Source organism: Exiguobacterium sp. s191, assembly GCF_018618955.1.
Classification (GTDB): domain Bacteria; phylum Bacillota; class Bacilli; order Exiguobacteriales; family Exiguobacteriaceae; genus Exiguobacterium_A; species Exiguobacterium_A abrahamii.
Window position 1 is genome coordinate 102,278 of the sequence record NZ_JACSNC010000005.1, and the last position, 13,965, is coordinate 116,242.

Annotated in this window: 18 protein-coding genes; 16 read left to right on the forward strand and 2 right to left on the reverse strand. The window is 47.5% G+C overall.

The window, feature by feature from the left end; translation table 11 throughout:
- The first annotated feature begins 9 nt into the window (after nucleotides 1–9).
- The 9 genes from KNQ09_RS16035 to KNQ09_RS16075 are packed head-to-tail and all read left to right on the forward strand — an operon-like array spanning nucleotide 10 to nucleotide 8,101.
- Nucleotides 10–261 carry a hypothetical protein gene (locus tag KNQ09_RS16035; protein WP_214859028.1) on the forward strand — a complete coding sequence of 84 codons (252 nt, stop codon included), beginning with the start codon at nucleotides 10–12 and terminating at the stop codon, nucleotides 259–261.
- 19 nt (nucleotides 262–280) lie between these two features.
- Complete coding sequence (locus KNQ09_RS16040) at nucleotides 281–709, forward strand: hypothetical protein (RefSeq protein WP_214859029.1); 429 nt, start codon at nucleotides 281–283, stop codon at nucleotides 707–709.
- 24 nt (nucleotides 710–733) lie between these two features.
- The gene (locus KNQ09_RS16045) at nucleotides 734–2,677 is read left to right on the forward strand and encodes a pLS20_p028 family conjugation system transmembrane protein (RefSeq protein WP_353049762.1); all 1,944 of its coding nucleotides are present in this window, start codon (nucleotides 734–736) and stop codon (nucleotides 2,675–2,677) included.
- A gap of 4 nt (nucleotides 2,678–2,681) precedes the next feature.
- A complete protein-coding gene (locus KNQ09_RS16050) occupies nucleotides 2,682–2,993 on the forward strand; it encodes a DUF5592 family protein (protein WP_214859031.1) in 312 nt (103 codons plus the stop codon).
- Between the two features lie 4 nt (nucleotides 2,994–2,997).
- Entirely contained in the window at nucleotides 2,998–3,633 is a 636-nt protein-coding gene (locus KNQ09_RS16055) for a hypothetical protein (protein ID WP_214859032.1), read from the forward strand.
- 7 nt (nucleotides 3,634–3,640) lie between these two features.
- A complete protein-coding gene (locus tag KNQ09_RS16060) occupies nucleotides 3,641–5,584 on the forward strand; it encodes a VirB4 family type IV secretion system protein (protein WP_214859033.1) in 1,944 nt (647 codons plus the stop codon).
- Entirely contained in the window at nucleotides 5,584–6,690 is a 1,107-nt protein-coding gene (locus KNQ09_RS16065; protein ID WP_214859034.1) for a lysozyme family protein, read from the forward strand. The genes KNQ09_RS16060 and KNQ09_RS16065 overlap by 1 nt, the downstream gene beginning before the upstream one ends.
- Nucleotides 6,691–6,703: 13 nt before the next feature.
- Nucleotides 6,704–7,261, forward strand: coding sequence for a hypothetical protein (locus KNQ09_RS16070; RefSeq protein ID WP_214859035.1), 558 nt, complete (start codon nucleotides 6,704–6,706; stop codon nucleotides 7,259–7,261).
- The gene (locus tag KNQ09_RS16075; RefSeq protein ID WP_214859036.1) at nucleotides 7,262–8,101 is read left to right on the forward strand and encodes a hypothetical protein; all 840 of its coding nucleotides are present in this window, start codon (nucleotides 7,262–7,264) and stop codon (nucleotides 8,099–8,101) included.
- Nucleotides 8,102–8,322: 221 nt separating this feature from the next.
- Here the strand turns inward: KNQ09_RS16075 and KNQ09_RS16080 are convergent, their stop codons facing one another.
- Nucleotides 8,323–8,469, reverse strand: a complete 147-nt coding sequence (locus tag KNQ09_RS16080) for a hypothetical protein (protein ID WP_214859037.1) — start codon at nucleotides 8,467–8,469, stop codon at nucleotides 8,323–8,325.
- 137 nt (nucleotides 8,470–8,606) lie between these two features.
- Here KNQ09_RS16080 and KNQ09_RS16085 point away from each other — a divergent pair, with 137 nt between their 5' ends.
- From KNQ09_RS16085 to KNQ09_RS16110, 6 genes are all read left to right on the forward strand, one after another.
- Nucleotides 8,607–8,858 carry a hypothetical protein gene (locus tag KNQ09_RS16085; protein WP_214859038.1) on the forward strand — a complete coding sequence of 84 codons (252 nt, stop codon included), beginning with the start codon at nucleotides 8,607–8,609 and terminating at the stop codon, nucleotides 8,856–8,858.
- Entirely contained in the window at nucleotides 8,851–10,011 is a 1,161-nt protein-coding gene (mobP2, locus tag KNQ09_RS16090) for a MobP2 family relaxase (protein ID WP_214859039.1), read from the forward strand. Before KNQ09_RS16085 ends, mobP2 begins: the two co-directional genes overlap by 8 nt.
- An 11-nt stretch (nucleotides 10,012–10,022) precedes the next feature.
- Nucleotides 10,023–10,478 carry a hypothetical protein gene (locus KNQ09_RS16095; protein WP_214808513.1) on the forward strand — a complete coding sequence of 152 codons (456 nt, stop codon included), beginning with the start codon at nucleotides 10,023–10,025 and terminating at the stop codon, nucleotides 10,476–10,478.
- Entirely contained in the window at nucleotides 10,475–10,753 is a 279-nt protein-coding gene (locus KNQ09_RS16100) for a hypothetical protein (protein WP_214859040.1), read from the forward strand. The genes KNQ09_RS16095 and KNQ09_RS16100 overlap by 4 nt, the downstream gene beginning before the upstream one ends.
- Before the next feature lie 5 nt (nucleotides 10,754–10,758).
- Complete coding sequence (locus KNQ09_RS16105) at nucleotides 10,759–12,222, forward strand: ArdC-like ssDNA-binding domain-containing protein (protein WP_214859041.1); 1,464 nt, start codon at nucleotides 10,759–10,761, stop codon at nucleotides 12,220–12,222.
- A gap of 83 nt (nucleotides 12,223–12,305) precedes the next feature.
- A complete protein-coding gene (locus tag KNQ09_RS16110; protein WP_214859042.1) occupies nucleotides 12,306–12,467 on the forward strand; it encodes a hypothetical protein in 162 nt (53 codons plus the stop codon).
- A gap of 80 nt (nucleotides 12,468–12,547) precedes the next feature.
- Here KNQ09_RS16110 and KNQ09_RS16115 read toward each other — a convergent pair whose 3' ends face one another.
- Nucleotides 12,548–13,471 (reverse strand): LysR family transcriptional regulator, encoded by a 924-nt coding sequence (locus KNQ09_RS16115; RefSeq protein ID WP_353049763.1) that lies wholly within the window; start codon nucleotides 13,469–13,471, stop codon nucleotides 12,548–12,550.
- A gap of 194 nt (nucleotides 13,472–13,665) precedes the next feature.
- On the opposite strand from KNQ09_RS16115, the gene KNQ09_RS16120 reads away from it, so the two are divergent.
- On the forward strand, nucleotides 13,666–13,944 hold the full coding sequence (locus tag KNQ09_RS16120; protein ID WP_214859044.1) for an ArsR/SmtB family transcription factor: 279 nt from the start codon (nucleotides 13,666–13,668) through the stop codon (nucleotides 13,942–13,944).
- Nucleotides 13,945–13,965: the final 21 nt, after the last annotated feature.

The window sequence follows — 13,965 nt, forward strand, 5'->3', positions numbered from 1 at the left end:
GGGCATCATATGACAGAACTGACACGCACGGAACGCGTCCAGCGCGAACTCCGCGTCATCGCGACCATCATCAAGGAGAACAAGAAACGCCTCCGTCGTGGAGAAGTCTTGAACATCCAGACCCGGGACGGATTCCTTGTCGTATTTGAGGAAGAAGACCCAGACTCAGGCGACCGAAAAACTGTTACGCTTATAGACACATTCGATTTCCGGGTCCATGTCAGCAATTGTGATCTGACGGACCCGGAACAGGTGTCATAAACGGAAAAGGGGTGGAGGCATGCAAGCGAAACGAGTACTCTCCGGACTATTGATTTCCTCTGCGTTACTTTTAGTCGGTTGTAGTGAAACTGAAGAATCTAGTCATGCGAATCAAGTAAAGTTATCCAAGGTAGAAAATCTAATGGATGGAAAGCAAGAAGGATTTCTATTGATTTTAAAAGAGGAAGACGGAGATATTGGCTCATATCAAAGTAAACTTGATTCGTTAGCCCAAAAAAATGAAGTACCTATTCACATCTATAATACTTTTCAGCCGGACTCAAAAAAAATAGTGAATCGTGCGAACTTTGAGTATACCTCGACTCTAAAGGGCGAGAGTTTGTACTATGTGTATGAAGGTAAGATTAAAGATACTTTAAATGTCAATCGCCTGACCGATGAAACCTTTGCTGATACCGTCAATGAGTTTATAGCTAATAATAAATAGTATGAAACGGAGGCCTGGATAGATATGTCTGATGCTCAGATTATCCAGAAACTTACCGAATTCGAACGACTTTTTAACTTAAGTAATTTAGTCAACGATGCTTTGCGAACTGTGGGGTGGATTTTTGTCAGAGGTCTTTCTTTATTGATTGATTCACTCGAAAGTCTTACAGATGATATTTTAATGATTAAAACATTCTTTAATAATCCTCAGGTGGTTGAATTCGTTCAGACGATTCAACCTTTTTTGTATGTATTATTAGCCGCCAGCTTTGTTTTTACAGGCTATCTAATCATTTTTCAAAAGAAATTTGATCGAGAAGGTCTTCTTATCAATCTTTTCATCTCACTGATGATTTTAGGACTACTCTCACCCACCATGAAACAACTAAATGACTTTACCAATCTGGCAGTCGATCAAATCAAAAGTGGTAATATATATGGTCCTGAAAAGGAAACTATATCTGAGACAATACTCAAAGAAAATTTAAACGACTTAGTAGCATACGATAAAAATGACTTTAAAAACTATACAGAAAATGACGTGAAAAATAATGTTCCGACCAAATTGATTAAAGGGTTACAGATTAACGAGGTGTTCGATAGCAATAAACTAGACGTCTCCACTACTGGATCAAAACTCTCAAAATCATTTATTCTTTGGGACGGTAGTGAAGAAGTACTAGGTGAACTCGACCAAAGCGGACTTGATTGGAATAACCAATATTACTACCGGTATCACCCGAACTGGCTGACGATTCTCGTCACCCTTGGTGTGATGGGCTTCACTCTTTTCTCGATTGCCTACAAGCTGGCTCGACTTTCGTTCGAGTTGGCTTTTAATTATGTTCTAGCGATTTTAGTCGCCCCCGCCGACCTGCATAGCGGACAAAAGACGAAGAAGGTCATTCAAAGCATCCTGAACACGTTCCTCGTCATCATCTTGATTTTCGTCTCGATTAAGCTCTACACGATTGGAACGGCTTATCTGGCTGATACACTCGATGGTCTCGCCTATTTGATCGCGTTGATTGCTTTCTCCGCCGCCTTGATTGATGGACCAAACATGGTCGAACGCCTCTTCGGGATCGATGCGGGTCTGAAACGTGGGTGGGGTGTCGCACTCGGAGCGTATGCTGTCGGGAAAGGAACAGCAAAAGTCGGGGCTCGTATCGCTGGGCAGACGATGAAGAGGACATCGCAACCAACTACTCCATCTGCCTCGGAAGCTGCCAGTACGAAGTTACCACCGAATCCTCCATCAGGTGGTGGCACACCAACGGGTCGCCCTGATCGCTCGTCAGACAGTGTTCCGATCCGTTCGCAAACACAAGAGTCGACATTACGCCCAGTGGGACGAGAGCAGCAACATGTCGAGTCGAGTGACATGGCAACCAATCATACAGCACAAAAGGACCATACTGCAGCAACGACAAGTGCATCCACCACTATGATTCGCGCAGATTCTGTCGCACGACCAACACCTGTGTCATCAACTTCGCAATCGACAATACCGGTTACACAATCGAAGATGTCCAATGCGTCATCGAATGCTCAACCGATCGCCTTACCTGATGAGCACGAAGTGTCCGAAACATCAACGACATCACAACCGGTCACATCGTCTCCGCAGACTTCCGGAGTACATCGCGACCCTGTTACTTCTTCAGTAGATTCGACACGATTCGACAAATCGACTAATACGTCAACTCATTCTGTGGAAACGACAGAGAATGTGTCATCGAACATCACGTCGTCTAGCTCTTCCAATGGCTCACCGTCCATCAGTGAGTCGTCGCCTGAGTTGTCATCCGGAACACGGAGGCAACGAAAATCAATCTATCAGACACTGGAGACGACGACACAAAAAGAACTCAAGCATGTCGAACAAGTGCAGACACGTGTGACGTCAGAGTCGTCCCGGATGTACTCGACGGATGTCCCGCGCCTAGATCCGAAAAAGGAGTGAGAACATGCAACAGCGCCAGTACCGAATTCCGAACGAAGTCACGACCGAGCTGAAGATCAATAAGATGCTCTATCTCTATGATTTACTCTTTCTCGTCGCTTTGATCATCGTCCGGTTGATTGCCCTTCCGTTCATCCCGGACGCCTTACATCTGCCGTTCACGTTCTTCCTTGTCGCGTTCGGACTCTTCCTCGTCATCCGACCGACGACGAATCCAGAGAAACGGATGATTCATGTGCTCTATTACGCCCTCATCAAGAAGAAGGATACCTATATTGCCTTGACCGACCAAAAAGATGACACGAAAGGAGCATGATGGGATGAGTTTATCGGAAGACACACGATTAAAGACTGACACCACTTCTGAAATCACCTGGCTCGACGAGGTTCAGTTGACGACACCACCAACGCGCAAGGAGAAGCACGTCCGTATTCCGCCTTCTGTCGCCTCTCTGCTACCAATCGTTGATGCCACGGCGCTCGATGGGTTCGAGATGCAGGATGGGACGTTCTGCGACATCATCCAGCTGACTTCGAAGGATATTTATGGATTGTCCGAGACCGAGAAGGACCATGACATCTTCTCCCTTGCCTATCTGTTACAGGCGTACATTCATCCGTTGAAGGTGATTCCGCTCAATACACCACTTAATTTGGAGAAACAGAAACAGCGTATCGAACGACAGCTACGGCAAAATCAAAACACCGCCTATCGCCCGTTCCTGCAAAAGAAAAAACAGGAACTGATCTACCTCGAAGAGCATCGCACCAATCGCGACTATCTCCTCTTTTTTTATGCCCCGGATGAGGCGATGCTGCGAGAACGACGACATCAATTGACGAAACTGCTCCGGCGCAGTAATCCGATGGTCGAACTGACGCTCGAACAGAAAATGCATGTGTTGTTCCAGCTGCATAACTCGAATACGAAACCGACTCAGGACGGAAAGGAGTGATGGTGTCATGTGGCGTACACGTTTTTTACGAAAGCAAGACCCGGAAACAATCAAACAACAAGACGGCTACAATCCGACATTCGTCCAAGCGATTCAACCGCAAGGCGGACTCCGCTTCGAGCCGAACTATGTACGGACCGGCGACGGTTATCTCGCCTGCCTCCATGTCTATAAGTATCAATCGACCGTCTACGATTTCTGGCTCGAACCGATCCTCAACCTTCCCGGCGTCCTGACGACGCTCGACATCGGGACGGCGGACAAACGGGAGATAATCCGGACCATCAACAAGTCGATGGCTGAGCAGAATACGCGCTTCGAGAACGCAAAGGATAACGTCGACCGGATTGATGCGCGGGAGACGTATAAGGAATTGAACGAACTCTACGAACAGATCACGCAGGGCGAGACGATGAAGTACCTGCATCTCCGTCTCTACGTTAAAGCGAAGACACTCGACGTACTCGAACGCCAAGTCCAGGATGTGATGGAAGAACTGGAGGCACGGAACTTCCGCGCAACCGTCTTCCTGAACGAACAGGAATGGGAGTGGCAGAGTCTCTTCCTCAGCTATGAGCAACAACAAAAACTACCGAATCGTCGTCGCGGCAAAGAGATTCCGTCGCTCTCGATCGCGGGCGGTTATCCATTCCACTTCACGGCGCTACAGGATCCGACTGGGACCTACTACGGGACGACGGATACGAACGGGAGTGTCATCTTCGACTTGTTCCATAAGGACAAACAACGGAAGTTCTACAACGCGTTGATGATCGGCAAGATGGGCTCCGGGAAATCGACCTTGCTCAAGAAGACGGTCCTCGATCAAGCGATCAAAGGGAATCACGTCCGCATCTTGGACGTGACAGGTGAGTTCTCTGACCTCGTCCGACAACTGGGCGGAAAGGAAATCGCGCTCGACGGCTCCGCCGGGCGGATCAATCCGCTCCATGTCTATAAGACAGTGACGCACGCCGACGGTTCGGCGGATGAGGCGCTCTCGTTCATGCAACATTTATCGAAGATTGCGGTCTTCTATCACTACATCAATCCAGCAGCTACGCAAGAAGAAGCGAACGAGTTCGAGATTCTCTTACGGCAACTCTATCTTGAGAAGGGACTCTGGAACGAGGACGGTGACGCGCCGATCACGACGCACCCAGCAAACACCTATCCGGTCTTCTCCGACTTCTTAGCGCTCGTTCGCTCTGAATTGTATGCGGACGCTGCACGGACGACGATCCGCGAGACGATCAGTACGAACCGTGTCAGACGACTTGAGAACATCGAGCTCGCCATCACGAACCTCGTCCACAACTACGGCAACATCTTCGACGGACACTCTTCGATCGAACGGTTCGATGAAGAAGCGATCGTCTCATTCCCGCTACGCAACCTGACCAATCTGAAAGACGAAATCTTTCAGGCACAGGTCTTCAATCTGATGAACATGCTGTGGGACGGGATGATCCTCAACGGTGCCGGACAACTCCGTAGCTACAACCAGGGCGAGTTATTAATCGAAGATGCCTTCAAGTATCTGATTGTCATCGATGAGGCACATCACCTGATCAATACGCGTGATATCGCCCAACCCGCAATCCTGTACCTACAACAGTTCATGCGGGAAGCACGGAAATACTTCGGTGGTATCTTCTTCGCTTCGCACTTGATCACGGACTTTGTTCCGACCGGTTCGAAGTCGGAGAACGCAGAGAACGTCAAGACGTTGTTCCAGCTAACGCAGTATAAGTTCATCGGCGAACAAGACGCCGAGAGCATCCCGACGATCCAGACCGTCTTCGACGGACAGTTGACCGAGAGTGAGACGCGGTTGATTCCGTCGCTCGAGACGGGACGGATCGTCCTCAGTATCTCCGGTGTGAAGACGCTGATCTTCGATGTCGATGTCTCACCCGAGGAGCTGACCTTGTTCGGAGGTGGTGCCTGATGTGGAGTACGGTCCGGCAGTCGGCACGTGTCGCCGTCCGGATAAAATGGCGACTCCTGACCTTGAAGTATCGTCTGATTGCTCTCGGAATCGCACTTCTGCTTCTCCTACTAACCATCATCGTCGCAGGGATTCTCGATACGTTGACCGGGATCGAAAATGAACAGGCGACCGAGACACCGATCGCTTACTCGGATGCGAGTCTGCAAGTCAGTGATGATGTCTTACAATACCGCGAAGCGATCGCACGTGAATTAAAGAAGGAACAACTCGAGGGACAGACGAACGTCGTCCTTGCGTTAATGATGCAGGAAAGTGGCGGGCGCGGGAACGATCCGATGCAAGCGAGTGAATCGAAGTGCGGACGGATTGGTTGCATCACCTCGCCTGACGAGAGCATTCAGTACGGTGTGAAACACTTCGCGTCCGTCTTCCGGCAAGCGAACGAGGACGTCAAGCTGACGCTCCAAAGTTACAACTTCGGGAGCGGCTTCATCGATTACGTCCAAGAAAATGGAGGGCGCTATACGAAACAACTCGCGATCTCCTTTTCCCAGATGATGTACCAGCGCGTCAAGAAGAGCGGGATCTATCAATGCCATCGTCCGAGCGCAATCGAGCATCAAGCCTGTTACGGTGACATCGAATATGTCGATGCCGTCCTTCGTTATCTGACGCCGACGGTACTGGCAGAAGGCAAGACGGGACCGATCAAAGGAAAGCTACATGCCCCGCTCGATATCCCGCTTCAAATGACGTCGGGTTTCGGATCACGGATTGTTTTCGGAAAGACGGACGTTCATACGGGCATCGATTTTAGTTGTCACGATACAGATACCGTCCACGCTGTCCGTTCCGGTACCGTTACCTATAGCGGCTTACGCGGACCGTATGGGCAACTGATTCAGATCAAAAAAGGTGACTGGATTACCGCTTACGCCCACCTTTCTGCACGCCAGGTTAAGACGGGTCAGAAGATTGAAGCCGGACAAGCGATCGGGATGTGTGGGTCGACCGGACGTTCGACCGGGAATCATCTGCACATCGAATTTAAGACGAGTGATTGGTCCGGTCACATTGATCCGGCACCACTGTTTTCGCTATAGGGAGGGATGAACTATGGCATTGACGAGTCGTCATCTCCTGTGGCTCGTGTTGTTCTGTCTGCTGCTGTCAATCAGTGCCAATGTCTATCAATATCGTTCGATGGCAGTAGATGAATCGCATCGAATCGTCGAGAAAGACGAGAAGAAGGTGTTATCAAGAACGACGGTTTCAGATTCTCCCATCTCGAGTGGCGAACAAGAGCAAGAGCACGATTCGACCATCTCTAAGAGCGCGGAACGCTTCATTACGTTCGCTTTCACATGGGAAGATGGGACCTATCCGACGCGCAAACGACAAGCCGCCCAGTATATGTCGGAGTCTCTCAAACAGACGTTCTTCGCGAGTAGCGGAAGCGATAGTAAGTTCAGCGCTTCGGTCTCGGACATCGAAGTATTTCCGCGTCACGACGATCCAGAACATTGTATCGTCCGCTTCCAACGGACGTTGACGATTGATTCCAATGGTTATGAAGAGACGTCTGAAGAATTAGTTGAACTGACCTTTACGCATCAAGATAAACGTTACGTTGTCGATCAGATGAAGAGCCTTCAAACGTCAGGAGGTGTCTAAATGCATCCAGGAAAACGAAAGACGCTGACCCGTGACTGGTCACGACTCTACCTCGGAACAGGTCTGTTCTTCTTGATTGGTTTTCTGTTTTTCGGTTTCTCTTCCCTCTTCTTTGCTGAGGAACAACCGATCAATGCGACACCTATCGGTGAAGAACAACGGTTGACGAATGGACAGACCGTTACGCTTCTCGATTGGTCCCATGATGTGCAGGGGAAACAAATGCGCATCCGTCTTCAGTTCGATCAACCTCAAGACTACGCGTCAAAGCTTGTGGCGCGCATCGCCTACAAGGAACGACCAGCGGATGAGCAACACGTCCGCGTCGTCTATCAACAGGACGAGCACTACGTCTTCGAAATCGAAGATGTACCTCGCGACTTTGAGCAGCTAGCCCTCCGTTTGTATGTCATTAAGCCCGAACAGTCACTCGAGAAGCTGAGTGCGACGAAGCGAGAAGACACGCTCGTCGAATCACTCTATATGGATCAGCGACGTGTCCTAAAGACGTCACTTTCTATTCAACAAGCGGACGATTATGCACAACTTTTTCTCGCTGACGAGCACATACAAAGTCAAAAACGGATCAAGAACATGAAGCGTGAACAGACAGAACACGCTTCCCTCATCCAACAAATCGAACAGGACATCGAGGCAAAACAAGCCACTTTACCTGACCTGACACTCGATGAACAAGTCGAACGTGAGGATGAAATCTTCAATCTGAAGCAAGACAAAGAAGACGCACTGTTACGACAAACGGAATTGAAAAAACAACTCACACAAGAAGAAAAAAAGCAGGATCAGTTGCGCATTAAAGCACGTGAACTGAAATGGTAAGGTGGCAAACGCCGTGCCAAAATGTCGTTTTTAGTGGCACGCGGTGTGACCTTTTGGCGATTTTAATGATATCAGGGAAACACTAGGCTCCGCCTAGGCTAGCACGCTGAGTGATAGCAGTTTCCCCTTATGCTCTTTTTTCACAGTTTTGAACTATTTTTGGTTTTTCTCCTCTAAAAAACCGACGTACATTTAGTTATTCTATTGACCTTCATCCACTCTTAAATCGATTCTGTTACGTCACTCTTTTCGACTCTTTTCATCTCATGATGCTGTATCTTCGACCAGATACTTTTCAGAAGTTCGACGATTAAGGAGACGCTCACGGCTTCTCCAAGTGCGTAACTGTGTTCGATGAGGGATTGCATATGTTTCCTCCGTTCTTTGTCTAAGTAGGATCACCTTTCTCACTTCTAATGACAGGAGGAACGAAGTAATTGTTCGAAAGTCATTTAACTTTTTTAGAACATTGAGACTCACTTTCGTGATGGAAGGAGGAAAGCAGATGGATCTCTTGATTCGTGACATCGATCCCCGATTCGTCAAACAACTCGACGAACAGGCGGAGAAACAGATGTGTTCTCGACAAGAATTATTGAAAGGATTGTTGACGACCTGGTGCGCGGACGGCGTCCAGTCGACGCAAGTAGCACGCCTCGAACGACAGCTCGAAGCGAATACACTACACCTCAAGCGGAGCGCAACCGAACTCGAACGATTGACTACACTCTTCCGTGAGGTGATGCAGGATGAGTAACATTCCCGGCGTCATCATCAAGTCGAAGTTCAAGTTGCCACAAACAACTCGACGTGCGCGTCGTTATACGACCTACCTCAGTTACATCGATCGTCCGGAGACGAAAGCACGGTCGCATCAATTCGAGAACTACCACGACTATATGGAAGACGAACTGAAATCAAGTGGTCTGTTTACGGCAACGCAAGACCGATTGAATGCGAGGGAACGAGAGCAGTTACGCGATATCTTTCGACGGGCGCAAGAGAACGGCAGCATCCTTTGGCAAGACGTCATCTCGTTCGATGAAGCGTGGTTACAGGAAGTCGGCGTCAAAGAAAATCGTTATATCGATGAACAGCGGTTGATGCAGGCGACACGGAATGCGACCGCGCTGATGATTGAAAAGGAACAAATGCTACATGCGACGTGGACCGCTGCGATTCATTACAACACGGATAACATCCACGTCCATGTCGCGACAGTCGAGACGATTCATCCACGCGAACGGGGCAAACGCAAACCGAAAACGATCGAGAAGATGAAGGCACAAGTCGTCCAGACACTCGCCGACCGGACACGTGAACAGGAGAAATTGAATGTCTTCATTCGTGATGAAGTTCTGGCTCACAAACGAAATCACGCAACACTATCCGTTTCGAATCGCGTGCTACATCCAGCACTCGTACGCCAATACAAAGCGATCCAGAAACGACTACCGGACGATAAACGGCAGTGGTATTACAACCTGAACGGCATGAAAGAGCTGCGTCCTTCACTCAATCAATTGACTGACACGTACCTTACGACGCACTTCGAGAAAGAACACGCCACGTTCAAGCAACGACTCGATACGGAGGTCGCATTCTACGAGCGAAGTTACGGATCGGCATCGCAAGCAGCGACTTATCGGAAGACGAAAGAACAGGATCTCTATACACGAATGGGAAACGCCATCCTGTCCGAGATGCGTGAATCAGATAAGTCGTTCCCGAAGCCTACGAAGGGGGATACATCCTCACCTAAACAAAAAATCCGATCAGCGTTTCGACGTGAACGGATCATGCAAGAGACACTCTATCGGATCGGACGACACATGAATGATGAATGGGACCACATCAAGAATCAGCGTGCGTTTGAACAACTTGAACAGGAAGTCCAACACGAAAGGTAAGGTGACCGGCAATGGAGGAAACAAAACAAGTCCGGATCAAGATGAGTGCCGTGACCGCTGAATTTTTAGAGGAATACCGGGAAAGAGAACGGTTGTCCGGGATCGGTCCGGCAATCGATCATATCATCCGCGACTATCAAGAGATGATCAAAAAGCAATGGGATTTGAACTATGTCAGTCGTTCCGTCTCGAAACAAATCGAGCAAGAGTTGACGTCGTTCTGGGAAGAACAGATCACGAAAAGTCTTTCTCCGTTACGAAAGAGCGTCCAACAAACAGACCTTCAGACACAGGTATTGATCGAACTCGTACAAGCCTTGATGCAGACGGAAAGCATCGAAGACATCATTCCGACGACCGAATACCGTCCCTCGTTTCTTGAGACGGCAGAGACGGCTGTAAGAAAGCGAATCGACCAACGAAAGCAACATAAGCATTCAGATGAAGAAAGGATGATTCACAAATGAAACGACTCGAAGCCTTCACACTCGCGACATTTCTCGAATTGCATCCGACCCACGTCACCGTCATGATTCATCAAGCGCGCTACGACATTTCCCTTTCACAGGAGGAATACGCGCTATTACAACTCTTGCAAAAAGAACCCTTGGTATTACTCCTGGTATCACGTGATTACCGTCATCTACTACTCGATCGACTGGCTAATGACCCGATGGTATTAGAAGAGTTGAACGATTTTGAAGGTGCTGCTGATTCGTCCGTTTCGTCGGAAGGAGCGTGAGTGGTATGGCATACAAGAAGAAAACACGTGAAGATTACCAGAAGGAAGTCCAAGCGTTGACCGATAAGATGGAGACGCAGCTCGCCTCCCACTTCGTCAATCAGGAGAGCATCAAGGAACACCTCGACTTCATGAGCCGATTCCATCGCTACTCGACGCGAAACATGCTGTTGATCGAGGAACAGTTCCAAGGCGCACGCGCCGTCGGTTCCTATGCGTACTGGGAGAAGCAAGGCGTACAGGTTCAAAAAGGAGAGAAAGGGATCAAGATTTTCGTCCCCTCCCCCGTCACCTTCATCAAACGAGATACGGATTGGGTGGCATGGAAGGACGCCACGAAGACGGAGCAAAAACGTGCAAAGGAAGGTTCTCTTCCGACACGGAAAGCGATGTACTACAAGATTGGTCACGTCTTCGAGTACACGCAGACCGATGCTCGGGAGAAAGGACTCGAAGTCTCCGAGCTCTTCGCTTCCTATCATCGAAATGGATCGCTTCGTGAGGCGGAAACGTTTCGCCGTGCATTGAACGGGATTGCCGAGACACAAGACGTGAAAATACTCGATCAGCCGTTAAGCGAGCTTGGTACGGCGAAAGGATGCTTCTATCCGGAACTGAACGCGATCGCCCTCAATCCTCGGAATTCGGACATTGAGAACGTGACCGTCCTGATCCATGAACTCGCGCATGCCAATCTGCACAACATGGAACGGAATGAAGAACGCGGAATCGAGTTGAATCCGCACGAGAAGGAATTCCAGGCGGAGATGGTCGCTTACACGGTAGCGGCACACTTTGGTTTTCCGACGGACGAGTTTTCATTGTCGTATCTCGCTAACTGGACGCAAGGCAGGGACTTGCGCGATAAAGAAGACCTGTTGCACGAAGTCCATCAAACATCCGGTCATTTCATCCGCGAGATTCATACTTCGCTCGAGCAGGAGCAAATCTTGGAACGCGAAGCATCACCCAACAAAATGATTGAGCACATCGAACAGAAAGCACAGATCACCGAGCGCGGATTACCGTTAGCTGAACGGCTAGAACGAATCATGCAACAATCACCGGAAGACGTCAGCGCTTATCTGACAAGCATCGCTAAGCAGGACACGCAGCAAGACCTGTCAACGTTCGAAGAACCGATGATGCTCGTCCATGGGGCAACAGACTTCTTCGAACCGTTCGCGAAAGCCAACGACCGCGACTTCGACGAACATGAGACCGTCGCATATACGCTCGTCATCCCGGGCGAAGAACCAATCAGCCAACACTTCCACATCCTGGATGATGCAATGGGACCCTACCATCACATCCTGAACACAGAAGTCGTCAGTAAGGAGACAGAACAAGCTCTCGAAAAAGCATGGTACGACGAAATGATTTCGACGGAAGATCGTGACTTAGAAAAAGTCCGACAAATCGTAACGCGTCATTTCAATGTACCCGAACAAGATTTCCGTAGCCGTTAAAAACATGCCCTCTCCTTCATTAAATCAAGTACTATAAAAAAGTAGGATAATACTGACAATAAAATAGAGTTGGAGGTTTAACCATGACTAATAATCAAGCAATTGCTTATGCCGCCATCGCGATGGAGCAACTTGGCTACACACGTGAACAGATCGAAAAAGTTCAAGCGAGTATGCTGTCTGAAATGGACTGGACAGATGAAAAAACAGCAGAAAAAAAGGCAAATGAAATTTTAAGAAATTGAATAAAAGAAAGGTATTCCTTCATAGGAATACCTTTCTTTTATGGTTCATAAGCAAGGGTCATTTAATTGTATTCTTTACATCAAAACGTCTCGGTTTGATTTTGTGCAAATAAAGAAAGAGCTGTTTGAATAAAGACGTTTGTTGCCTTTGAGTTCTCTTTTTGATTCCGAACTGCCAATTTCAGATTTTGGAATGTTTCAGGCATCAATGGACGTGATACTACGGTTTTCGGCAACAAACCCATACTTTGTTCTGTCGTCACTAGAATACCTAGTTCTTCTTGTACCATGCTAATCCCCGTCTCAATATGCTCCATTTCGAATTTAATTTTTGGATCTATCTCATGACTTCGGAATAAAGTAGAAATTCGAGCTCCAGTTTCATTTTTCTCCATCAGAAGTGACTCATTTTCTAAATCTAAAATATGAATTTCTGATTGTTGTGCTAATGGATGATTAGTTGCTAAGACAACCATCAACTGATCGCTTACAAAGGGCACTGTATCAAATTCTTGATCATCTGCGACGATAACCCCTACATCCACACACTCTGTTCGCAACCATTTTTTAATTTGATCTATACTTCCTTCCCATAACTTGATTTCTAACCTTGGATACCGCTCTTCCATCGTTCGCACAATCTTCGGAAGGAAACGAGTATAGGCCGTGTTATACACCCCAACATGAACCTTTCCGATTTCTAACCCTCGTTCAGCTGCCACCAATTCATCTATTTTATGAAATTCACTCATAATCTTTCTTAAAATAACTAATACTTCTTCTCCAATTTCCGTAAAAAAGACCCCATTTTTCTTATCTCGCTTAATCAATTTAGTTCCCAATTGCGATTCGATCGAAGCAATGGTACGGCTGACTGCTGGTTGTGTCATGTGCAATTGCTCTCCTGCTTTAGTAAAGCTACCCGATTCTGCAATTTGAATGATGAGTTCTATATGTGATTTATTCATAACGTTTTTGATATACCCCCTATTACAAATATGCATTTCATTAATATTAACAGCTAATGTACTATGGGTAGGTGCTTCATTTCAAGTAAAAATTCAGCTGATTTTCAACTCGTAATGAATTGTTCTTAGAAAAGCGTTCCATCTCCTATGATTCAAAATGGATGCATTTAATTTCATTTGAGCGATGGACGTTTACGTAAAATGTCTTGACCAGGAAAGAGGGTGTAATTATGCTCGCAACTTCATCAGAACAGCAGCTCATCAAAATTCACAAAGCTCTAGGTGAGACAACACGACTAAAGGTTGTTCGCTTACTTTATACAAACTCTGATTTATGCTGTTCAGATATCAAAGCACGTCTTTCATCCATTGCAGATTCGACCTTATCTCACCATCTAAAGCAATTAACAGATAGTGGGCTACTTAGTTCCTACAAAGAAGGAACTTATGTTTATTACCGTTTGGATCGTGAATTACTTCAAATTCATGCACCGTCCATTATGAAATAACATGCTTAACTTTCGCGCTCA